The following is a 21,322-nucleotide window of genomic DNA, read 5'->3' as shown; positions in this document are numbered from 1 at the left end:
GATGATCGATTACTGGTATGCGCAGGCAGTTGGCGTGCTGGCATTTTTTGTCGGCATTACGATGTTTTTTAATCGTAGTGACCGCCGTTTCAAACGGCAGCTTGCTGCTTACAGCGCCATTATTGGCACGCATTTCCTGCTGATGGGCGCGGCGCCAGCCGGCATGAGCGCTTTGCTAAACGCGCTGCGTACACTGGTTTCTCTGCGTACCCGCAGTCAGTGGGTCATGGTGATTTTTATCGCCCTGACACTTGTGCTCGGCCTGAGCGAGGCCAAACATCTCACAGAGCTTTTGCCGGTAGGGGCAACGGTTGTCAGTACCTGGGCGCTGTTTCGTACGCGCGGCCTGACCACGCGCTGCGTTATGTGGTGCTCAACCTGTTGCTGGGTCATTCACAATATCTGGCTGGGTTCTATTGGCGGAACACTAATCGAAAGCAGTTTTCTGCTAATGAATGGTTTTAACATTATCCGTTTCTGGCGTTTGCAAAAGCGGGGCATCGATCCCTTCGACGTTGAGAAAAGGGTGGTCAGGGTGCAAAAATAATCAGGCGCGCGCTTACAGGGAAGGACCTTTTAACACGGAATATTCTCAAACCAGCTTTCAAGAATAATCACAGCTGAGAGCGAATCCACGCTGCCTTTGTTCAGCGCGCGAAAGCCGCCGCGCGAGAAGAGATCGGCCCTGGCTTCGACGGTACTCAACCGCTCATCGTGCAGATGAACCTGTATGCCAAAGCGGCCGTGAAGGCGGTTAGCAAACTTGCGCGCTCTGGCCGTCAACGGCTGTTCGGTGCCGTCCATATTGAGAGGCAAACCCACTACTACCGCATCAGGCTGCCACTCTTTTAACAAAAGCTCGACTTTACTCCAGTCCGGAATGCCATCCTGCGCCTTGATTGCATTCAGCGGTCGCGCGGTGCCGGTAAGCTGCTGACCAATGGCCACGCCGATGCTTTTAGTGCCGAAATCAAATGCCAACAGCGTCTGAGGCGACATCAGGCGTGACCTGCGTCGCTGGTGAGCGTATGGATATCTACGCCAATGCTTTTGGCTGCTTCACGCCAGCGTTCAGCAATGGGCGTCTGGAACAGAATGTTGCTGTTGGCAGGGGTGGTCAGCCACGCATTTTCCAGCAGTTCCTCTTCAAGCTGATCTTTTTCCCACGCGCAGTACCCCAACGCAACCAGCACGCTGTCTGGCTGCTCCGGCGTGCCCAGCGTTTCGAGCACGTCGCGCGAGGTGGTGATAACGGTGTTATCAGAGACGCGAATGCTGGAGGCAAAAGTACGCTGCGCCGAGTGCAGAATGAATCCGCGATCTTCCGCCAGCGGGCCACCCGCGAATACCGGCTTGTCGAGTTTTGTTTCAGGCGCGCGCGGCGTCGGCATAATTTTGAGCCTGGTCAGCATGCCGTCGACGTTAAGATTTTCCATGGGCTTATTGACTATCAGGCCCATCGCCCCTTCGTCATTATGCTCGCAGATATAGACCACCGAGCGTTTAAAAAGAGGATCCTGTAGCCCAGGCATCGCAATGAGAAAATGATGCTGTAAATTCATTATCAAGCTTCTGTATTCAGGTTAGCCGCGCAAGGCGCGCGGCTAGCGGGTTAATATCCGGGATCCCGCGCGATCCCTCAGGCAAGACGTTTTTCAATGGCATCCATAAGCATACCCGTAATTGAAATCGGGAATGCGGCCTCGATCTCACGGACGCAGGTTGGGCTGGTGACATTAATTTCTGTCAGCTTATCGCCAATGATGTCCAGGCCTACAAAAATCAGACCTTTCGCCTTAAGCGAAGGGCCAACACGACGGGCAATTGCCCAGTCGCTTTCGGTCAGCGGACGGGCTTCACCACGGCCGCCGGCGGCCAGGTTGCCGCGCGTTTCACCTGACTTCGGAATACGTGCCAGGCAATATGGCACCGGCTCGCCATCGACGACCAGCACGCGCTTGTCGCCTTCTTTAATGGCGGGCAGGTAATTTTGCGCCATGCAGTAAAAGTTACCGTGTTCGGTCAGCGTTTCGATAATCACCGACAGATTGGGATCTTCTTTCTTCACGCGGAAAATAGACGCGCCGCCCATGCCATCCAGCGGTTTCAGAATGATATCGCCATGCTCCTGCCAGAACTCGCGGATCTGCTGAGCACTTCGTGAGACCAGCGTATCCGGCGTCAGTTCCGCAAACCACGCGGTATAGAGCTTTTCATTACAGTCGCGCAGGCTCTGCGGCTTGTTGACAATCAGCGTGCCTTTTTCTTCCGCGCGCTCAAGGATGTAGGTTGCATAGATAAACTCGGTATCGAACGGCGGATCTTTCCGCATCAGCACCACGTCCAGATCGGCCAGCGCGATGGTTTGCTCGCTGCCGAACGTGTACCAGCCGTCATAATTCTGCTCAACGCTCAGCCTGCGGGTGCGGGCGCGCGCTTCGCCGCCGCGCAGAAAGAGATCGCCCATCTCCATATAGTGAATTTCGTAACCGCGACGCTGCGCCTCCAGCAACATGGCGAAGCTGGTGTCTTTCTTAATATTGATGCCGCTAATCGGGTCCATCACAATGCCAAGCTTGATCATTTTATTCTCCAGTGGGTGCCTGTTTCAGGGAGGCAGGGCCCAGATAAATTTTTATAATCTCAACGCCCGCCGTAGCGCTACCCCACATCGCCAAAGCGAACCTGAAGCGCGGTGATCGCGGTCAATGCGGTGGTTTCCGTGCGTAAAACGCGCGGGCCTAAAAGAATATCGGTAAAACCGTAGCGTGAGGTCATGGCGATTTCATCGGCAGAAAGACCGCCTTCAGGGCCGATCAGCAGGCGCACGCGCTCAACGGGCAGCGGCAGCGTATTGATACTTTGACTGGCGCGCGGATGCAGGTTCAACTTCAGGCCCGCTTCCTGTTCGGCGCACCAGGCCTCCAGCGACATCGCTTCACGAACCTGTGGAATACGGTTTCTGCCGCACTGTTCGCAGGCCGCGATGACGATCTTTTGCCACTGATGGATTTTTTTCGCCAGTCTTTCGGCGTCAAGCTTTACGCCACAGCGCTCAGAAAACAAGGGGGTAATGACATTTACCCCCAATTCGACCGCCTTCTGAATGGTGAACTCCATCTTCTCACCGCGCGACATCACCTGGCCTAAATGCAGGTGAAGCGGCGACTCACGGTCATCCTGACGGCTTTCTTTCACCGCAACACGCACTTTTTTCTTATCGGCCTGCACGATTTCGGCGGGAAAAGTCAGATTACTGCCATCGAACAATTCCAGGGCCTGGCCGACACCCATTCGCAGCACGCGGCCGACATGATTTGCCGCCTCGTCGCTGAGGTCGATTTCGCCGCCCGACGGAAGCGTTTCGGGATGAAAAATGCGGGGTATGCGCATGGAAGTCCTGATTACGTTGCAGGCTGCACTGTTTTGCAGCCCGGGAATAGGGTTAAGTTTAGGCCAGTGATTTTACCGCTGGCAAGCGCGCTGTACATAGGGATTATGGTTTCCCTGTACGCGCGCGATGCGGTTATCGCGTTCGCACTCCCAGGCGGTTGCCGGATATTGCCGATTCCAGACGTCCATAAGCTGCGTCTGCTGTTTCGACATCGCCAGCTGATACCGATCGCGCATATAGAACCAGGTACGGGCGATGGCGCCTCTGGCGCGGGCGGGCGGCTCTGCCTGTTTATACCTGAAATCGACTTTCATTTCGCACTGGCCGTACTGGCCTTCGCCGCCTCGCCACTGGCTGTACATAAAGTTGCCGCGATCGCCGTTGACCTCGCCAATGGCGGGCTGAAGATTGTGCAAATCCGATTCGATGCGGCGGTAAACCGGATCTTTCGCGCACTGCTTTCTGCCGCCCTGCTGCCAGCACTGTCGCTGGTGGCCGAAGCTCCAGGCGGGAACAATGTGCTCCCATTCAATACGCTGCGCGCGATTGGCATTTTTACGTACCTGATAGCCGCAGGAGGCCAAATCCGGTACGCCTTTCTTCCCCTGCCAGTGAATTTTACAGCCGCAGTAAAAACTGCCGGGCGCGTCGGCGTTAATCTTTGACGCCCAGGTTTTGGCCTGGCTGAAGTTGTTTTGCCGGAAGGCGCCAGCGCTGAGCGCGTGGGCGAAACAGGCGGTAAACAGAAGAGTCGCGGGTAAGCCGATAATAAATTTGCGGAGCATATTCCAAAACACTGAATGAAAACGGGGCAGCGAGAGTAGCAAATATGCGCTTTTTTAGGAAATTAGCGTCAAAAAGTGGCCGGATATTTTTGCAAAAGTAGCATCCGGAGGGAGGGGTTATTTGGCGATAAATTCGCCCGGCAGCAGCCGCTCGCCGCAGTGAACGCAGCGATATTCACTCTCGCCGCGCAGCACGCGATTATGTCGGCGAACGGTCAGCTGATGCTGTTGGCAGCCGCAGCGGTAGGGGTAAGCGCGGCTGCGAACGGAGTCGACGCCAAACTGATGGGTTCTGCGCGCGGGCACGCCCAGCACCGTCTCCATCATCCATTTCCACTCTTTGCCGTGCGGCGCCACCCGGCCAAAATGTTTCCATACCAGAAGATGAGCAAGCTCATGCGGCACGACGTTCTCAATAAAGGCCTGCTGATTTTCCATCAGTAAAACGGGATTGAGGCGGATCTCCCAGTTTTGCAGCCATGCGGTGCCCGCAGCGGTGCCGCGCTGCTGATAAACCAGCTTCGGTTCGGGATAGTGGCGATCAAGGTGCTGGTTAGCCTGTTGAAGCTTCTCACGCAGCGTACGCATTACCGCCTGTTGCAGAGAAATGGGGAGTCTGAGGGATTTCATAGCGATGAGAATACGACGGAGAAGGGCGGATGGCAATGGAACCGGCCGGGTTGCCCCGGCCGGAGATAAATCAGTCTTGCTGACCGATATCACGCAGCTTTTTGCCGCTTAACAGATTACGTTCAATGTGCTCCAGAGAAACGTTTTTGGTTTCCGGGATCAACACGATAGTCAGAATGATAAACAGCACGTTCAGGCCGGCATAAACCCAGAAGGTATTTGCATTACCCAGTGAGTTCAGCATGGTCAGGAAGGTGGCACCGACGATCATGTTCGCAATCCAGTTGGTGGCGGTAGAGACGGTGACACCGAAATCACGGCCTTTCAGCGGCTGGATTTCTGAACACAGTACCCAAATCAGCGGGCCGGCGCTCATAGCGAAACCAATGATAAACATCAGCAGCATGGCGATAGCAAAGTACTGTGCGCCAGGCGAGTGAATGCCCATGTGCAGCATGGTGCCGAGAACGCCCATGCCCGCCGCCATCACCAGGAAGCCCAGCTTTAACGTTGGCTTACGGCCCCAGCGATCCACCAGACCGATAGCGATAAAGGTCGCCAGCACGTTGACCAGGCCTACAATTACCGTGCCCCACATCTGCTCGGTCGTATTGGTGAAGCCAGCGATTTCGAAAATCTTAGGCGCGTAATACATGATGACGTTCATACCGGTGAACTGCTGCATCACCTGAAGCAGCACGCCCAGGTAAACCGCCCGACGGAAGTTGGCGTTGTCTTTAAACAGGCTCCAGCCGGACTGCTTCACCTTCAGGCTTTCACGGATCTCATCCAGCTCGCGTTTGGCCTGCTCGCTGGTATCACGCAGGCGATCCAGCACCCGCTGCGCGTCGCGGAAGTTGCCCTTGGCCGCCAGCCAGCGCGGGCTGTTTGGCAGGAAGAACACGCCCACCAGCAGCAGCGCCGCAGGAAGCGTGATAACGCCCAGCATCCAGCGCCAGTTGCCGGTAAAGCTGAACGCCGTATCGGAAAGATATGCGCCAAGAATACCGATGGTGATCATCAACTGGTACAGCGAAATCATGCTGCCGCGTATTTTTTCCGGCGCAATTTCAGAAAGATAAAGCGGCGCCGTGTAAGACGCCACGCCGACGGCCAGGCCTAACAGCACGCGCGCAACGATCAGCATTTCCGGATTTGGCGCCATTGCCGACCACAGCGAACCGATGACGAAAAGGATCGCGCCAATCATCAGGCTCTTTTTACGGCCAAGGTGTGAGGACATCCAGCCGCTGCCGATTGCGCCGACGGCCGCGCCGAACATCATCGACGAGACGATCCACTCCTGCTGATGGGGAGTAACGTTAAAATCTTTCGCGATAAAAGGTAATGCGCCAGCGATAACGCCGATATCAAGGCCAAACAGCAGGCCAGCAAGTGCTGCAAGAAAACAGACGAAATAGGTCATAGCCTTATTCGATGTTCTGTTCTTCTTTTTATTGTCAGGCATAAAGCCTCCATGTGAGTGATGCCGCATATTGTTGTTATAGATGTTAGAAAAGCTTTACGCGCAAGACTGTGCCACAGATCACATTGGTGTAATCGGTTACACGCCGGAAATGTCTTAAAGTATGTCCATTCATGCGCGCTTACGCTTTATAACCAGTAAGTCATAGCCGTAAATATTTTGATTCATTTCCCTGTCAAAGCTCAATCAGACAGCGCTGAAAACAGCGCATCACTGCGTGATTTTTCAGAAAGAAAAGTTGGTAACTGCCTGTGAAATAAGCGGTTTACGATTGTAACCGTTAACAATAACCGCCGATTAAGCCTGAAGAGTGTAGACAGCGACGGATAAAGCGCCAGACGAGCGCAATAAAAAAGGCGCCCGAAGGCGCCCTTAACTACCATGTTTCGCAAAAATTACAAACCGGCGGCATCACGAAGCTGTGCGGCTTTGTCGGTTTTTTCCCATGGGAAATGTTCGCGGCCAAAGTGGCCATAGGCCGCCGTCTCACGGTAGATCGGATGCAGCAGATCCAGCATCTGAATCAGGCCGTATGGGCGCAGGTCGAAAAACTCGCGCACCAGCAGCGTTAACTGCTCGGTTGGGATCTTCTCTGTGCCGAACGTTTCCACCATGATGGACGTGGGTTCTGCCACACCAATAGCGTAAGAAACCTGAATCTCACAACGGTCAGCCAGGCCAGCGGCCACGATGTTTTTGGCCACGTAGCGCGCGGCGTACGCAGCCGAGCGGTCAACTTTGGACGGATCCTTACCAGAGAACGCGCCGCCGCCGTGACGAGCCATGCCGCCGTAGGTATCGACGATGATTTTACGACCGGTCAGGCCGCAGTCGCCCATCGGGCCGCCAATCACAAAGCGACCGGTTGGGTTGATATGGTATTTGGTGGAGGCGTTGATCCATTCGCCCGGCAGCACCGGTTTAATGATCTCTTCCATCACTGCTTCCTGAAGATCTTTCTGCGAAATCTCTTCAGAGTGCTGGGTGGAAAGAACCACGGCATCAATCCCAACGATTTTACCGGCGTCGTACTGGAAGGTGATCTGGCTTTTCGCATCCGGGCGCAGCCACGGCAGCGAACCATTTTTACGCACTTCAGACTGACGGTGCACCAGACGATGCGCGTAAGTCACCGGCGCAGGCATCAGCACATCGGTTTCGTTAGTGGCATAACCAAACATCAGGCCCTGGTCGCCCGCGCCTTGTTCCAGCGGATCGGCACGGTCAACGCCCTGGTTGATGTCCGGCGACTGTTTGCCGATAGCGCTCAGTACGGCGCAGGAGTTGGCGTCAAAGCCCATATCGGAATGGACATAGCCAATGTCGCGGATGGTCTGACGGGTAATCTCTTCAATATCAACCCAGGCAGACGTGGTGATTTCGCCACCAACCAGCACCATGCCGGTTTTCACATAGGTTTCACAAGCCACGCGCGCCTTAGGATCCTGCTCAAGGATGGCATCAAGCACGGCATCAGAGATCTGATCGGCGATTTTATCGGGATGTCCTTCTGAGACGGACTCGGACGTAAAAAGGTGTTTAGCCATTTTATTCTTTACCTTAAAAATACGGGTTGAAATCGACTGCATAGCGCTAAAGACTGAGGCCAGTCAGTATTGAAGCGGCCTTTTCTCAGCGCCCCCTCAGGCAAAGCCATGAGCAGTTCTTAAGCTTTGAGACGCTTGGAAGTTAACCGATATAGATGGATTAACATCTGGACGGCTATTTTAGGTTACTCATTTATCGGATTGCCAGCCTTTTTTCTTGAGAGAAATTTTTGCCTGTACACGGAAGTGGAATAAATTCCTGACAGGCATCGAATTCCGCACATTTAGATTTTGCATTTGAACGCCTGCGGCTGTATAAAACGCCGCTGCTTTTAACCTGGCATTGACAGGGCAGAGCGAGCGCGTCAGCCGAAGCGGTTACACGCAGGCTTATAATATTCAGGTGCATCCGCACATGGGGAGGTGATAACCGTAATGCTGACTGCCATTTTCCTGCGTCATTCTGACGCGAGGCGTTTCTCTCCCTGTTCTCTCTCTGTCCGCGCGCGCCACGGCTGTTGTTACCGCGCCGGTCATCATTCCGACACGACGACAGATTAACTTTCTGCAAGCGCTCTCGCTGGTGTGCTTGAACCGGCTGGCCCGTTACGGAGTCCGCAGCATGATTAATGTTATACTTCAGTTACTGAGTAGCGTGAAATCTCAGCGTTTTGTGCTGGATTCCGCGCTGTTTGATGGGTTGTTGTTGCGGGTTATCCCTGCGATAGTAGGCGACTGTTCCGTATTGTTAAAATTTGAGGCTCGCAATGTCTGACGACATCAAAACAATCAAAGGTTCGTCAGCAGGCGAACAGGGTGTACTCCGCTCAATGCAGGAGGTGGCCATGAGCGATCAAGATGCCAGCAAAATGCTGCGCACCTATAATATTGCCTGGTGGGGTAATAACTATTACGACGTGAATGAACTCGGGCATATCAGCGTGTGTCCCGATCCTGACGTTCCCGAAGCGCGCGTTGACCTGGCGAAGCTGGTAAAAGAGCGGGAGGCTGACGGTCAGCGCCTGCCCGCACTGTTTTGCTTCCCTCAAATTCTGCAACATCGCCTGCGTTCGATAAATGCCGCTTTCCGTCGCGCGCGTGAATCCTACGGCTATCGCGGCGACTACTTCCTGGTCTATCCGATCAAAGTCAACCAGCACAAACGCGTGATTGAATCCCTGATCAACTCTGGCGAACCGCTGGGGCTGGAGGCGGGTTCAAAAGCCGAATTGATGGCGGTGCTGGCGCATGCGGGTATGACGCGTTCGGTCATTGTCTGTAACGGCTATAAAGATCGCGAGTACATTCGCCTGGCGCTGACCGGGGAAAAGATGGGCCACAAAGTCTATCTGGTGCTGGAAAAAATGACCGAGGTGAAGCTGGCGCTGGAAGAGGCCGAGCGGCTGAACGTGGTGCCGCGTTTGGGTATTCGCGCACGTCTCGCGTCACAGGGCTCCGGCAAATGGCAGTCGAGCGGCGGCGAGAAATCGAAGTTCGGCCTTTCTGCCACGCAGGTACTCAAACTGGTTGAGATCATGCGTGAAGCCGGTCGTCTCGACAGCCTGCAACTGCTGCATTTCCACCTTGGCTCGCAGATGTCTAACATCCGTGATATCGCTACCGGCGTGCGTGAATCGGCGCGCTTTTACGTTGAACTGGCCAGGCTGGGCGTGAATATTCAGTGTTTCGACGTCGGCGGCGGTCTGGGCGTGGACTATGAAGGCACCCGCTCGCAGTCCGACTGCTCGGTAAACTATGGCCTGAATGAGTATGCCAATAACGTGATTTGGGCTATTGGTGACGCCTGTGATGAGCACAATCTGCCGCATCCAACGGTGATCACCGAATCCGGCCGCGCGGTAACGGCGCACCATACCGTGCTGGTTTCCAATATCATCGGCGTTGAGCGCAATGAGTTCAGTGAGCCGCAGGCGCCGTTGGATGATTCACCGCGGCCGATTGTCAGCATGTGGGATACCTGGCAGGAGATGCACCAGCCTGATACCCGCCGCTCGCTGCGCGAATGGCTGCATGACAGCCAGATGGATCTGTTCGACATCCATACGGGTTACTCGCAGGGCACGTACGATCTTACCCAGCGCGCATGGGCGGAACAGCTCTATCTGAGCATTTGTCACTACATTCAACAGCATCTTGATCCGAGCAACCGCGCACACCGTCCAATTATTGACGAATTGCAGGAGCGGATGGCGGACAAAATTTACGTTAACTTCTCGCTGTTCCAGTCAATGCCGGACGCGTGGGGTATCGATCAGCTGTTCCCGGTGCTGCCGCTGGAAGGGCTGGACAAGCCGCCTGAGCGCCGCGCGGTGCTGCTGGATATCACCTGTGACTCGGATGGCACCATCGATCACTATGTTGACGGCGACGGTATCGCCACCACCATGCCGATGCCGCAGTACGATATTGATAATCCGCCGATGCTGGGCTTCTTCATGGTGGGCGCGTATCAGGAGATCCTCGGCAACATGCATAACCTGTTCGGTGACACTGAAGCCGTGGACGTCTTTGCGTTTCCGGACGGCAGCGTGGAAGTCCAGCTTTCCGATGAAGGCGATACCGTGGCGGACATGCTGGAGTACGTGCAGCTCGATCCGCAGGAGCTGCTGACGCATTTCCGCAATCAGATCAAAGAGACCGATCTTGACGAAGACCTTCGCGCGCAGTTCCTGCAAGAGTTTGAGGCGGGCCTTTACGGTTATACCTATTTGGAAGACGAGTAGTCGTCAGCGACTTGCTTAACAGTATAAGAGGATGTGGCATGTATAACACCCTGGATAACCAGTACGATAACTCTCTGGTTTCTAACGCATTTGGTTTTATGCGTTTTCCGGTTAATTTTAAACCGTACGACAGCGACGCGGAGTGGGTGATCACCGGCGTACCTTTTGATGCCGCAACGTCCGGCCGTCCGGGAAGCCGTTTGGGGCCGGGCGCGATCCGTCAAATCTCAACCAACCTCGCCTGGGAAGGCTGCCGCTGGCCGTGGAACTTCGATCTGCGTCAGCGCCTCAAAGTGATTGACTGCGGCGATCTGGTTTACGCTTTCGGTGATTCGCAGGATCTGACTGATAAGCTACAGGCGCATGCAGAGAAACTGCTGGCAAACGGTAAGCGCATGCTCACCTTCGGCGGCGATCACTATGTGACGCTGCCGCTGCTGCGCGCCCATGCGAAATATTTTGGCAAAATGGCGCTGGTGCATTTCGATGCGCACACCGACACCTACTCTAACGGCCCTACGTTCGACCACGGCACCATGTTCCATCATGCGCCGAAAGAAGGGCTTATTGACCCGACACGCTCGGTACAGATTGGTATTCGTACCGAGTTTGACGCGTCGTTGGGCTTTAACGTGCTGGATGCGGCGCAGATCAACGATCGCAGCGTGGATGACATTCTCAGCCAGGTGAAGCAGATCGTGGGCGATATGCCGGTATATCTGACCTTTGACATCGACTGCCTCGATCCCGCGCACGCGCCGGGCACCGGCACGCCGGTGATTGGCGGGCTGACCACGGACAAAGCCACCAAACTGGTGCGTGGCCTGCAAGGGCTGAATATCGTGGGGATGGATCTGGTGGAAGTGGCGCCGGGTTACGATCAGTCCGATCTGACGTCGCTGGCGGCGGCCACGCTGGCGCTGGATATGCTGCACGTTCAGGCCGTTAACAAAGGCGAATAACGTTTCCTTAAGCAGACGACGGCGATGTCGTCTGCCGTCTGCTGCTTCTGTAACAACGCCTTTTCCAGTATATTCCCTTCTCCTGTCGGCATGGATAAAGCCAGGACAGGCGCTTTTCACTTGAAGAAAATATGAGGGAATGTAATGGGTATACTTGATAACGTGCTGGGTCATCTCAGTGGAGATGCAAACGGCGGTAGCCCTGGCCATGTAGAGGCTGTCTGGGAGTGGATTCAGGAACAAGGAGGTATCGAAGCGCTTTACCAACGATTCCAGCAGGGCGGCATGTTGGCCGTTGTCACTTCGTGGATCGGCCATAGCGCATCAAAATCGCTGAGTGGTCATGACGTTCAGGCCATTTTCGGTGAGAGTGCGCTCTCTTCGCTTGCCGTAAAGCTGGGCATGGATGTTCCCGGTGCTTCCGGTATTCTGGCGACGTATTTACCTTCGGTTGTGGGAATGCTGTCTTCCTTTGGAAAGGCAGAAGGCCACATGACGCTGCCTGAAGGGTTGGATCCGGGTAGTCTGTTAACAACCTTTCTGAAACGTTAAACAGTGAGCGGGCGGGAAATCCCGCCCGCTATCAATTATTTCCCGGCAACGATGCGCGCTTTAATATGTTCGGCGCGCGACTCGGAAGAAGGATGCGAGTCGAACATGCTGCTCTGATGGCTGCCTTCCAGCTTCGCCAGTTTTTCAAAACTGGTGACCAGCCCCTGCGGATTAACGCCGCGTTTTTTCAGCAGATCGAACGAGTAGTCATCCGCCTGCGACTCCTGCGTTTGTGAGAACTGGGCATTAACCAGTTTCTCGCCAAGATCGCCCAGTTGAGACTGCGACAGCGATGCGGCAACGCCGCCGACGGACGCAACGGCGGTCCGCGCGGCGGTGGTGCTGTAAGCAAGCTGCATCGCTTTGCGCGTGTGTCCCAGCGCAACGTGTCCCATTTCGTGGCCCAGCACGCCCTCTACTTCGTTATCGGTCATCATATCCATCAGGCCGCTGTACACGCGGATGCAGCCGTTTGCCATTGCCCAGGCGTTTACGTCTTTAGTCAGGTAGACCTTATAATTCGCTGGCGTGCCGTTGATGTTGTCGCCCAGCGTGGCGGCGATTTTGTTAAGTCGCTGCGTGTATTCGCTGTTCGCTGGCGCAATCTTCGCCTCGCTGTCCATCTGTTCGCAGGACTTTACGCTAAGTTCTTTCACCTGCGCATCGCTCAGCGTTGCAGCCTGCCAGGCCTGAGCACCAGACTGCATTAGCGTGTTGCTGTCGAGATTCGCGCAGCCTGAAAGCGCGCTGGTTAACGCCACCGCCAGCAGTGAGATACGTATCTTCATGTCATTCATCCATTAAGTAACAAGGGGAAATTCGCTGATAAAGCATCAGAGAAAAGAGGTTCAATCAAAATCTTTATAGCCGCCTTCAGTGCGAATGCATAGCGCAACGCTCTTAAAGCGCAAGTTTTTTCCCTCATTTTTCCACCCTATATCATGTACAGCCGCCACGCATTTCATGTACATTGAGTGCCGACTTTCTCAACTTTGCCTGATAACTCATTGATTAAAAGAGGTTAAGGACGGCGAAGCGTTTAATCCTACCGGAGTAGAACATGTCTTCTCGTAAAGTGCTTGCCAATGCTGTTCGCGCGTTAAGTATGGATGCGGTTCAAAAGGCCAATTCCGGCCACCCTGGTGCCCCAATGGGCATGGCGGATATCGCTGAAGTTCTCTGGCGCGACTATCTCAGCCATAACCCGACCAACCCAAACTGGGCCAACCGCGATCGTTTCACCCTCTCGAACGGCCACGGCTCGATGCTGATTTACAGCCTGTTGCATCTCACGGGCTACGATCTGCCCATCGACGAGCTGAAAAATTTCCGTCAGCTTCACTCTAAAACGCCGGGTCACCCTGAGTACGGCTATACCGCTGGCGTGGAAACCACCACCGGGCCGCTGGGCCAGGGTATCGCCAATGCGGTGGGCATGGCGATTGCAGAGCGCACCCTGGCGGCGCAGTTTAACCGTCCGGGCCATGAAATCGTCGATCACTACTCATGGGTGTTTCTTGGCGATGGCTGCATGATGGAGGGCATTTCGCATGAAGTGTGCTCGCTGGCGGGGACGCTGAAGCTTGGCAAGCTGATCGCATTTTACGATGACAACGGTATCTCCATTGACGGTCACATAGAAGGCTGGTTCACCGACGATACCGCAAAACGCTTTGAATCCTATGGCTGGCACGTGGTGCGCGGCGTTGACGGCCACGACGCCGCCGCCATTAAAAAAGCGATTGAAGAGGCGAAAGCGGTCAGTGACAAGCCGTCGTTGCTGATGTGCAAAACCGTTATCGGTTTCGGTTCGCCAAACAAAGCGGGCACGCATGATTCGCACGGTGCGCCGCTGGGCAATGATGAAATCGCACTGACGCGCAAACAGCTCGGCTGGCAACACGCCCCGTTCGACATCCCCTCTGAAATCTATGCCGAATGGGATGCGAAAGAGGTCGGACAGGCGAAAGAGGCGGCCTGGAACGCGAAATTTAACGCGTTCGCCCAGGCGCACCCTGAGCTGGCTGCTGAATTCCAGCGTCGCATGCGCGGCGAACTGCCGGAAAACTGGCACAGTGAATCACAGAAATTTATCGCACACCTTCAGGCCAGTCCGGCAAACATCGCCAGCCGTAAAGCGTCTCAAAACGCGCTGGAAGCTTTCGGTAAACTGCTGCCGGAATACCTGGGCGGTTCCGCCGACCTCGCCCCCAGCAACCTTACCATGTGGTCAGGCTCTCAGCCGATCAATGAAAACGCTGCGGGCAACTATATCCATTACGGCGTGCGTGAATTTGGCATGACGGCTATCGCTAACGGCATCGCGCTGCACGGCGGTTTCCTGCCTTACACCGCCACGTTCCTGATGTTTGTCGAGTACGCGCGCAATGCTGCCCGTATGGCGGCGCTGATGAAAATTCGCCAGGTGATGGTTTACACCCACGATTCCATCGGACTTGGCGAAGATGGTCCAACCCATCAGCCGGTTGAACAGATAGCCAGCCTGCGCCTGACGCCAAATATGAGCCTGTGGCGTCCGTGCGATCAGGTTGAGTCAGCAGTGGCGTGGAAACACGCTATTGAGCGACAGGACGGGCCGACCGCACTGATTTTCTCCCGTCAGAACCTGGCGCAGCAGACGCGTGATGCTGCGCAACTGGCTGACATTGCACGGGGCGGCTACGTGCTGAAAGCGTGTGCAGGGCAGCCTGAGCTGATCCTTATTGCCACCGGTTCGGAAGTTGAACTGGCCGTCAGCGCTTACGACAGGCTGACGGCAGAAGGTCGCCGCGTGCGCGTGGTATCCATGCCTTCGACAGACGTGTTCGACAGGCAGGATGCGGCGTATCGTGAAGCGGTATTGCCGAAAGCCGTGGCGGCGCGCGTGGCGATTGAAGCAGGCATTGCGGACTACTGGCTGAAATATACCGGCCTGCACGGCGCGGTAGTAGGCATGACCACCTTTGGCGAATCTGCGCCCGCAGACAAGCTGTTTGAGCTGTTTGGCTTCACCGTGGACAACGTGGTGGCAACGGCAAAATCGGTGATGTAACCGTTACGGGTTCGCCTGCCGCAGGCGAACCCTTGCCTTGCCACATCTTTCGCTAAAAGTTCAGCAGATTTTCAGAAAGAGCGATATCGGTCGTCGCGCGTAACGGCTCAACGCGCTTTTTCAGCGCATGCTCCGCCGCGGGCCGTTCCTCTTCCTTCCAGGGTTTTGACGTGCCATAGAAACGTCCGCTCTGGTTCACCGACAGCGATTCACATTCGATAATGCCCTCCATAAATCCTTCGGCGTTGATGGCCATTTCACGGCTGCGGCAGGTGCCTTTCAGCGTGCCGCTGATCTCAACGCGGTGCGCATAGATTTCGCCCTCAACCCGACCGTTTTTCATCACGAAGACCGTTTTATCGGAGAAGATTTTGCCTTCGATGGTGCCGTTAACTTTAATATCGCCCGCGGCGCTGATATCGCCGGCGATCAGGCAGGTATCAGGGATAGTGGTCGTGTCCATCGCAGGGGCGATGCTGCTGGAAACCGTGACGCTGCCAACGCCCTCGTCAACGGGTTCGCTCTCCTGAATGGCGGTGGAAGGAAGCGGCTCGCCGCCCGATGTGAGTATCGTTTCTTTACGTTTGAACATAATCATTCCCTTGTTAAGTGCTGTTTTACCGACCAGCAGGGACGTCGCTATCGCCAGGAAAGTTACCGTTGTCAACGTGCGATGTCTCCACACCGCCAACAAGTTTTCCCAGCTGATAGCATAAACAATCAGAGCAAAAGCCCAGACCGCCCAGACGTACCACAGCAGATTGAAGTTCATATTTCCGTTTCTGTTCATTACCAGAGAGGAAAGGGAGGGGCCGAAGAAGCGCGATTCCCGATGCGCCAGAACGGCATGCGATGACAGTGCCGTTTGATGCTCCTTCCCTGGAACACTAACTCAAAATTACCTTTCATTTATTTTCCCGAATAATCCATCAGGAAAATTAACGCTACGGTTACCATACTACGATGTCCGTGGCATCTGGAATGTTTTCAGCGCGCCTTCTTCTGAATGTGATCTCTGTCGAAAAAACACAACGGCGATTGATCTGTCTCATTCCTATTATTCCATGCTTCTATTATTCTGGCTGAACCGTTTCAGTCGGTGTCGGCAACCTCAACGCATACCATGCTGCTGGCCAGGCTTGCCGCCGCGAACGCGTCAAAATACGCATTTCGTGGTATAGTTGATCGCATGGAATTATCATGAGTCTTCAGTAAATTCAGCCACGATCCACAGGCATGCGGGTCAGTAGTCGGCAGCGGTTGAGAAGCTGGCGTGGCGCGATAACCCATGGGGCTTTGCTGTTCTGGCCCCGGGCGATTTCAGTCAGGGCGCGGTTTGCGCCTGTCAACACTATGAGAATCAACGAGAGGATTCACCATGTCTGTAATTAAAATGACCGATCTGGATCTTGCTGGGAAGCGCGTATTAATTCGCTCCGATCTGAACGTTCCGGTTAAAGAAGGCAAAGTCACTTCCGATGCCCGTATCCGTGCCTCATTGCCGACCATCGAAGCGGCCCTGAAGCAGGGTGCGAAGGTAATGGTGACGTCTCACCTTGGTCGTCCGACCGAAGGTGAATATAACGAAGAATTCTCGCTGCTGCCGGTTGTTAACTACCTGAAAGATAAGATTTCTTCTCCTGTTCGTCTGGCTAAAGACTACCTGGACGGCGTTGACGTTGCCGCAGGCGAGCTGGTGGTGCTGGAAAACGTTCGCTTTAACAAAGGCGAGAAGAAAGATGATGAAGCGCTGTCGAAAAAATACGCCGCCCTGTGCGATGTTTTCGTCATGGACGCTTTCGGTACCGCGCACCGCGCGCAGGCTTCCACGCACGGCGTCGGTAAATTTGCCCCCGTTGCCTGTGCAGGCCCGCTGCTGGCTGATGAACTTGAAGCCCTCGGTAAAGCGCTGAAAAGCCCGGCGCGTCCTATGGTTGCCGTGGTGGGCGGTTCTAAAGTTTCCACCAAATTTGACGTGCTGAACTCGCTGGTAAAAATCGCCGATACCGTGATTGTCGGCGGCGGCATTGCCAACACCTTCGTGGCAATCGATAACAACGTCGGCAAATCCCTGTATGAGCCTGATTTTGTCGATGCAGCGAAAAAACTGCGCGACGAGTTCAAAATTCCTGTCCCAACTGACTCCCGCGTAGGCACGGAATTCTCTGAAACTGCACCCGCCACCGTGAAGAAAGTCTCTGACGTAAACGATGATGAAGAGATCATGGATTTCGGCGACGAAACCGCGCAGGCTATGGCTAAGTTGTTGAAAGAAGCCAAAACTATTCTGTGGAACGGCCCGGTAGGCGTGTTCGAATTCCCTAACTTCCGCAAAGGCACTGAAATTGTTGCAAAAGCCATTGCAGAGAGCGATGCGTTTTCTATCGCGGGCGGCGGTGATACGCTGGCTGCCATCGATCTGTTCGGTATTGAAGATAAAATTTCCTACATCTCTACCGGCGGCGGCGCTTTCCTTGAGTTTGTGGAAGGCAAAAAACTGCCAGCCGTTGCTATGCTCGAAGAGCGTGCAAAACAGTAAGCTTTCGGCGGGAGCTGCGCTCCCGCAAGGTAATTTGCCTGCATAACAGGCGCTAAATCTCTTAATATGACCGACGAAACAGGACAACAAACATGTCTAAAATTTTTGATTTCGTAAAACCAGGCGTTGTCACCGGTGACGACGTACAGAAAATTTTCCAGGTAGCGAAAGAGAACAAATTTGCTCTGCCCGCCGTAAACTGCGTGGGCACCGACTCTATCAATGCCGCACTGGAAACCGCTGCAAAAGTTAAAGCGCCGATCATCGTTCAGTTCTCTAACGGCGGCGCAGCGTTCATCGCCGGTAAAGGCATTAAATCAGATGAGCCACAGGCGGCGGCAATCCTGGGCGCCATCTCTGGCGCGCATCACGTTCACCAGATGGCAGAACATTACGGCGTGCCGGGTATTCTGCACACTGACCACTGCGCGAAAAAACTGCTGCCGTGGATCGACGGTCTGCTGGACGCGGGCGAAGAACATTTCAAGAAAACCGGCAAGCCGCTTTTCTCTTCACACATGATCGACCTGTCTGAAGAGTCGCTGGAAGAGAATATCGAAATCAGCAGCAAATATCTGGCGCGCATGGCGAAAATCGACATGACGCTGGAAATTGAACTGGGCTGCACCGGCGGCGAAGAAGATGGCGTGGATAACAGCCATATGGATGCGTCTGCGCTTTACACTCAGCCAGAAGACGTTGATTACGCATACGAAAAACTGAATGCGATCAGCCCTCGTTTCACTATCGCGGCGTCATTCGGTAATGTGCACGGCGTTTACAAACCAGGTAACGTCAAACTGACGCCAACCATTCTGCGCGATTCTCAGGAATACGTGACGAAGAAACACAATCTGCCGCACAACGCGCTGAACTTTGTGTTCCACGGCGGTTCTGGCTCTTCTGCCGCCGAGATCGAAGAGTCTATCAGCTATGGCGTAATCAAAATGAATATCGACACCGATACCCAGTGGGCTACATGGGACGGTATTCTTCAGTATTACAAAAAGAATGAAGGCTACCTTCAGGCGCAGCTGGGTAACCCGGAAGGCGCTGATAAGCCAAACAAAAAATATTACGATCCGCGCGTATGGCTGCGTTCCGCTCAGTCTTCAATGATTGTGCGCCTGGAACAGGCGTTCAAAGAACTGAACGCGGTAGACGTGCTGTAAGCAACACGCCATACCTAAAAAAGCCCGCCGCGTGCGGGCTTTTCTTTTTAACCTTCGTTTTTCACGAACTTTTCCCCGCCTGCCGCCACTCACTTTCATCTCTCTTTACTGTCGCTCCGGTCATGAGGTGAACATGCCCCCAACTATTCCTCCTGCGCTCTCTCCCTCTGCGCGCGCCCTGCAACATTCTGCGGTCGAACAGAGCCATACCAACGCTACGGAGAGCGCGGCAAGGCCGCATGGTTACAGCAGCGACAACGAAGTGGCGATCCATAATCAACTCAATACGTTCTATGAAAAGCATACCAGCGGCGGCAATCGCGAAGAGATGACGGCGATGATTGAGAGCCGGACGAAACGGCTGCATGAAATGGGGGAAACGCCGTCGAGTATCGAAGCGGCGCTGTCGCAGGCGAGCCGAAGCGACAAAAAAACAGAAGGTGCCGAGAGCGCCAGAAAAGCGCTGCCGCATGCCGTTGATCTCTTGTTTAAAAAACCGTCTGCCGCAACAGCACTGATGAAAGGTGAAGGAAAAACCGCCGGGCTTCTGCATCAGAGTGCGGGCGAGGCGCTGAAGAACCGCTTTTACCTTCAGGCGCGGCCCGAAGATCTGGAGCCGGTAATGGCCGAGGCGACGCAAAAAGGTCGTGATAATGCCGATGCGGCGAAAAATATTGCCCATACGGCATTTGACGTGGCAAGCAGCAATCCAAAAATTCAGAGCGCGGTGGCAAACGGCGCGAAACGTCTTGGTCAAACGGCGATGATGAGCAAAACGCCGCAGGGCGTGTTAGCTGGCGTGGCGATCATGGGCGGCATCGGGCTGGCAACCGGCGCCAGTCATCTGATGAAGAAGAGTACCAGCCAGAGCGGCCCGGCGTTTCTGTTCGCAAAAAAGGACTGGGAAACGCAGTTTGTAAAGCTGAAAGGAAAGGCGGAAGCGCAGCCGACCTCAGCCAGCCAGAAGACGACACCGCATGCGCCCCCGCAAACGCCATCCACGCCCGATACTTCTCTACAGGGGAAAATCCGCGAAGCCATGCAAAGCATGGTCTTTTCCTACGTTAACAACATTTCCGGCAATGTTTCTCTCGCTATCAGTACGTTAAACCAGGGGCTCGACAGCCTGCATAAAGCAACCAAACCAACGAGCGATAACGCGTTTTCGTCGGGCGTGAAAGAGACCTTGCAGCGGGTGACTGGCAGGACTGACGCGCCTCTCAGTAAAGCCGCGCATATGGCGCAACAGTTACAGCAGCGACTGGCGTAAAATTTACCCAAAGGTCTGCGGTTTTTTTGTCCCGTTCCGTAACAAATTATTAATTTATAGGCTTATTTGGCAGATTTCCGTATTCCTGGTTACCCTTTTAACAGGGTGTGTCAGTTCATTCTGGCCGGTTTTTACAACGATAACGGGATAATTTAATGGAAGATCTTCATGTGGTAGATGGCATCAATAACGCGGGCGGTTGGCTGGTGCGCAACCAGGCGCTGCTACTGAGCTATGCCGTGAATATCGTTGCGGCGATCGCCATCATTATCATCGGTATGCTGATTGCGCGCGTCATTTCATCGACCCTGAATAAGGTTTTACTGTCGCGTCATATTGATGCCACGGTTGCAGACTTTCTCTCTGCGCTGGTGCGCTATGGCATCATTGCCTTCACCCTGATCGCCGCGCTGGGCCGCGTCGGCGTGCAGACCGCATCGGTGATTGCCGTGTTGGGTGCAGCAGGACTGGCCGTCGGTCTGGCGCTTCAGGGGTCATTGTCAAACCTGGCGGCGGGCGTGCTGCTGGTGACCTTCCGGCCGTTCCGCACCGGCGAATTTATTGATATCGGCGTGATGGGAACCGTTCAGCACGTACAGATATTCTCCACCACGTTGAAAACGGCCGACGGTAAAATTGTGGTGGTGCCAAACGGGAAAATCATTGCGGGCAATATCGTTAACTTCTCGCGTGAGCCGGTGCGTCGCAATGAATTCATTGTTGGCGTGGCGTACGATGCCGATGTGGATGAGGTCATTAAGCTGCTTCGCGCCGAAGTGGATGCGGATCCACGCGTGCTGAAAGATATGGGCATACAAATCGGCCTGAACGAACTGGCCGCGTCATCGCTTAATTTTGTGGTGCGGTGCTGGAGCAAGGCGGGCGATCTTCAGGACGTTTACTGGGATTTGCTGAAAAACTTCAAGCGCACGCTCGACGCCAACGGCATTGGCATTCCTTACCCGCAGATGGATGTGCATCTTCATCAGACGGAAGTGCCGGAAGAGAAGGTCACTGATCCCCAGGCGGCGGCGCCTGTTACCCAGCCAAAATCTGAATAATATTTTTCGGGGCGGACTCCGGTCCGCTTTTTTTTATCCGTTATTATAAGCTCTACTGATAAAGGATTAATATTTTGAATTTCAGCTAATAATTCTTTCCCGCTACACTCGCCCCACTATGCAAGGGG

General features: G+C 54.5%; 20 protein-coding genes. 10 read left to right on the top strand and 10 right to left on the bottom strand.

Features of this window, described 5'->3' with window-relative positions; genetic code table 11:
- Position 1 precedes the first annotated feature (1 nt).
- On the top strand, positions 2 to 547 hold the full coding sequence (locus tag GS12_RS05540) for a YgjV family protein (protein ID WP_034944684.1): 546 nt from the start codon (positions 2 to 4) through the stop codon (positions 545 to 547).
- 29 nt (positions 548 to 576) lie between these two features.
- Here the strand turns inward: GS12_RS05540 and ruvX are convergent, their stop codons facing one another.
- The 8 genes from ruvX to metK all read right to left on the bottom strand — a co-directional run bounded on the left by ruvX (position 577) and on the right by metK (position 7,842).
- Positions 577 to 999 (bottom strand): Holliday junction resolvase RuvX, encoded by a 423-nt coding sequence (gene ruvX / locus GS12_RS05535; protein WP_200884503.1) that lies wholly within the window; start codon positions 997 to 999, stop codon positions 577 to 579.
- Complete coding sequence (locus GS12_RS05530) at positions 999 to 1,562, bottom strand: YqgE/AlgH family protein (RefSeq protein WP_034916864.1); 564 nt, start codon at positions 1,560 to 1,562, stop codon at positions 999 to 1,001. The genes ruvX and GS12_RS05530 overlap by 1 nt, the downstream gene beginning before the upstream one ends.
- Positions 1,563 to 1,639: 77 nt before the next feature.
- Positions 1,640 to 2,584, bottom strand: a complete 945-nt coding sequence (gshB, locus tag GS12_RS05525; RefSeq protein WP_034944679.1) for a glutathione synthase — start codon at positions 2,582 to 2,584, stop codon at positions 1,640 to 1,642.
- A gap of 77 nt (positions 2,585 to 2,661) precedes the next feature.
- Positions 2,662 to 3,393, bottom strand: a complete 732-nt coding sequence (gene rsmE / locus GS12_RS05520) for a 16S rRNA (uracil(1498)-N(3))-methyltransferase (protein WP_034944676.1) — start codon at positions 3,391 to 3,393, stop codon at positions 2,662 to 2,664.
- Positions 3,394 to 3,465: 72 nt separating this feature from the next.
- Positions 3,466 to 4,179: a deoxyribonuclease I gene (endA, locus tag GS12_RS05515; RefSeq protein ID WP_034944673.1), complete on the bottom strand. Its 714-nt coding sequence runs from the start codon at positions 4,177 to 4,179 to the stop codon at positions 3,466 to 3,468.
- A 117-nt stretch (positions 4,180 to 4,296) separates the two neighbouring features.
- A complete protein-coding gene (locus GS12_RS05510; RefSeq protein WP_051937203.1) occupies positions 4,297 to 4,809 on the bottom strand; it encodes a SprT family zinc-dependent metalloprotease in 513 nt (170 codons plus the stop codon).
- Between the two features lie 70 nt (positions 4,810 to 4,879).
- Positions 4,880 to 6,277 carry a sugar porter family MFS transporter gene (locus GS12_RS05505; protein WP_034916827.1) on the bottom strand — a complete coding sequence of 466 codons (1,398 nt, stop codon included), beginning with the start codon at positions 6,275 to 6,277 and terminating at the stop codon, positions 4,880 to 4,882.
- Positions 6,278 to 6,690: 413 nt separating this feature from the next.
- Complete coding sequence (gene metK / locus GS12_RS05500; protein WP_034919378.1) at positions 6,691 to 7,842, bottom strand: methionine adenosyltransferase; 1,152 nt, start codon at positions 7,840 to 7,842, stop codon at positions 6,691 to 6,693.
- A gap of 622 nt (positions 7,843 to 8,464) precedes the next feature.
- Here metK and GS12_RS24585 point away from each other — a divergent pair.
- From GS12_RS24585 to GS12_RS05485, 4 genes are all read left to right on the top strand, one after another.
- On the top strand, positions 8,465 to 8,617 hold the full coding sequence (locus GS12_RS24585) for a hypothetical protein (protein WP_160279906.1): 153 nt from the start codon (positions 8,465 to 8,467) through the stop codon (positions 8,615 to 8,617).
- Positions 8,610 to 10,586, top strand: coding sequence for a biosynthetic arginine decarboxylase (gene speA / locus GS12_RS05495; protein WP_034916825.1), 1,977 nt, complete (start codon positions 8,610 to 8,612; stop codon positions 10,584 to 10,586). The genes GS12_RS24585 and speA overlap by 8 nt, the downstream gene beginning before the upstream one ends.
- A 38-nt stretch (positions 10,587 to 10,624) precedes the next feature.
- Positions 10,625 to 11,548 (top strand): agmatinase, encoded by a 924-nt coding sequence (speB, locus tag GS12_RS05490; protein ID WP_034916823.1) that lies wholly within the window; start codon positions 10,625 to 10,627, stop codon positions 11,546 to 11,548.
- Positions 11,549 to 11,692: 144 nt separating this feature from the next.
- Entirely contained in the window at positions 11,693 to 12,100 is a 408-nt protein-coding gene (locus GS12_RS05485; RefSeq protein WP_034944670.1) for a YidB family protein, read from the top strand.
- Between the two features lie 35 nt (positions 12,101 to 12,135).
- Here the strand turns inward: GS12_RS05485 and loiP are convergent, their stop codons facing one another.
- A complete protein-coding gene (gene loiP / locus GS12_RS05480) occupies positions 12,136 to 12,888 on the bottom strand; it encodes a metalloprotease LoiP (RefSeq protein WP_034944667.1) in 753 nt (250 codons plus the stop codon).
- A gap of 272 nt (positions 12,889 to 13,160) precedes the next feature.
- On the opposite strand from loiP, the gene tkt reads away from it, so the two are divergent.
- A complete protein-coding gene (gene tkt, locus GS12_RS05475; RefSeq protein ID WP_034944664.1) occupies positions 13,161 to 15,152 on the top strand; it encodes a transketolase in 1,992 nt (663 codons plus the stop codon).
- Between the two features lie 52 nt (positions 15,153 to 15,204).
- On the opposite strand, the gene GS12_RS05470 is transcribed toward tkt, so the two are convergent.
- Positions 15,205 to 15,924, bottom strand: coding sequence for a bactofilin family protein (locus GS12_RS05470; protein ID WP_034944661.1), 720 nt, complete (start codon positions 15,922 to 15,924; stop codon positions 15,205 to 15,207).
- A 606-nt stretch (positions 15,925 to 16,530) separates the two neighbouring features.
- Between GS12_RS05470 and pgk the strand changes: the two genes are divergently transcribed.
- The 4 genes from pgk to mscS all read left to right on the top strand — a co-directional run bounded on the left by pgk (position 16,531) and on the right by mscS (position 21,194).
- Positions 16,531 to 17,691 (top strand): phosphoglycerate kinase, encoded by a 1,161-nt coding sequence (gene pgk / locus GS12_RS05465; protein ID WP_034944658.1) that lies wholly within the window; start codon positions 16,531 to 16,533, stop codon positions 17,689 to 17,691.
- A gap of 92 nt (positions 17,692 to 17,783) precedes the next feature.
- Positions 17,784 to 18,863, top strand: coding sequence for a class II fructose-bisphosphate aldolase (gene fbaA / locus GS12_RS05460; RefSeq protein ID WP_034944654.1), 1,080 nt, complete (start codon positions 17,784 to 17,786; stop codon positions 18,861 to 18,863).
- A 133-nt stretch (positions 18,864 to 18,996) separates the two neighbouring features.
- Complete coding sequence (locus GS12_RS05455) at positions 18,997 to 20,133, top strand: hypothetical protein (protein ID WP_034944651.1); 1,137 nt, start codon at positions 18,997 to 18,999, stop codon at positions 20,131 to 20,133.
- A 155-nt stretch (positions 20,134 to 20,288) separates the two neighbouring features.
- Positions 20,289 to 21,194 carry a small-conductance mechanosensitive channel MscS gene (gene mscS / locus GS12_RS05450; protein ID WP_034944648.1) on the top strand — a complete coding sequence of 302 codons (906 nt, stop codon included), beginning with the start codon at positions 20,289 to 20,291 and terminating at the stop codon, positions 21,192 to 21,194.
- Positions 21,195 to 21,322 lie beyond the last annotated feature (128 nt).

Origin of the sequence: Erwinia oleae, from assembly GCF_000770305.1 — a bacterium.
Lineage (GTDB): Bacteria > Pseudomonadota > Gammaproteobacteria > Enterobacterales > Enterobacteriaceae > Erwinia > Erwinia oleae.
This window is presented reverse-complemented; position numbering and strand designations above follow the sequence as displayed.

What these genes read in the sequence shown, in the direction of transcription:
- GS12_RS05540 (WP_034944684.1), top strand. Translation starts at nt 2, where the DNA reads ATGATCGATTACTGGTATGCGCAGGCAGTTGGCGTGCTGGCATTTTTT.
- ruvX (WP_200884503.1), bottom strand. Translation starts at nt 999, where the DNA reads ATGTCGCCTCAGACGCTGTTGGCATTTGATTTCGGCACTAAAAGCATC.
- GS12_RS05530 (WP_034916864.1), bottom strand. Translation starts at nt 1,562, where the DNA reads ATGAATTTACAGCATCATTTTCTCATTGCGATGCCTGGGCTACAGGAT.
- gshB (WP_034944679.1), bottom strand. Translation starts at nt 2,584, where the DNA reads ATGATCAAGCTTGGCATTGTGATGGACCCGATTAGCGGCATCAATATT.
- rsmE (WP_034944676.1), bottom strand. Translation starts at nt 3,393, where the DNA reads ATGCGCATACCCCGCATTTTTCATCCCGAAACGCTTCCGTCGGGCGGC.
- endA (WP_034944673.1), bottom strand. Translation starts at nt 4,179, where the DNA reads ATGCTCCGCAAATTTATTATCGGCTTACCCGCGACTCTTCTGTTTACC.
- GS12_RS05510 (WP_051937203.1), bottom strand. Translation starts at nt 4,809, where the DNA reads ATGAAATCCCTCAGACTCCCCATTTCTCTGCAACAGGCGGTAATGCGT.
- GS12_RS05505 (WP_034916827.1), bottom strand. Translation starts at nt 6,277, where the DNA reads ATGCCTGACAATAAAAAGAAGAACAGAACATCGAATAAGGCTATGACC.
- metK (WP_034919378.1), bottom strand. Translation starts at nt 7,842, where the DNA reads ATGGCTAAACACCTTTTTACGTCCGAGTCCGTCTCAGAAGGACATCCC.
- GS12_RS24585 (WP_160279906.1), top strand. Translation starts at nt 8,465, where the DNA reads ATGATTAATGTTATACTTCAGTTACTGAGTAGCGTGAAATCTCAGCGT.
- speA (WP_034916825.1), top strand. Translation starts at nt 8,610, where the DNA reads ATGTCTGACGACATCAAAACAATCAAAGGTTCGTCAGCAGGCGAACAG.
- speB (WP_034916823.1), top strand. Translation starts at nt 10,625, where the DNA reads ATGTATAACACCCTGGATAACCAGTACGATAACTCTCTGGTTTCTAAC.
- GS12_RS05485 (WP_034944670.1), top strand. Translation starts at nt 11,693, where the DNA reads ATGGGTATACTTGATAACGTGCTGGGTCATCTCAGTGGAGATGCAAAC.
- loiP (WP_034944667.1), bottom strand. Translation starts at nt 12,888, where the DNA reads ATGAAGATACGTATCTCACTGCTGGCGGTGGCGTTAACCAGCGCGCTT.
- tkt (WP_034944664.1), top strand. Translation starts at nt 13,161, where the DNA reads ATGTCTTCTCGTAAAGTGCTTGCCAATGCTGTTCGCGCGTTAAGTATG.
- GS12_RS05470 (WP_034944661.1), bottom strand. Translation starts at nt 15,924, where the DNA reads ATGAACTTCAATCTGCTGTGGTACGTCTGGGCGGTCTGGGCTTTTGCT.
- pgk (WP_034944658.1), top strand. Translation starts at nt 16,531, where the DNA reads ATGTCTGTAATTAAAATGACCGATCTGGATCTTGCTGGGAAGCGCGTA.
- fbaA (WP_034944654.1), top strand. Translation starts at nt 17,784, where the DNA reads ATGTCTAAAATTTTTGATTTCGTAAAACCAGGCGTTGTCACCGGTGAC.
- GS12_RS05455 (WP_034944651.1), top strand. Translation starts at nt 18,997, where the DNA reads ATGCCCCCAACTATTCCTCCTGCGCTCTCTCCCTCTGCGCGCGCCCTG.
- mscS (WP_034944648.1), top strand. Translation starts at nt 20,289, where the DNA reads ATGGAAGATCTTCATGTGGTAGATGGCATCAATAACGCGGGCGGTTGG.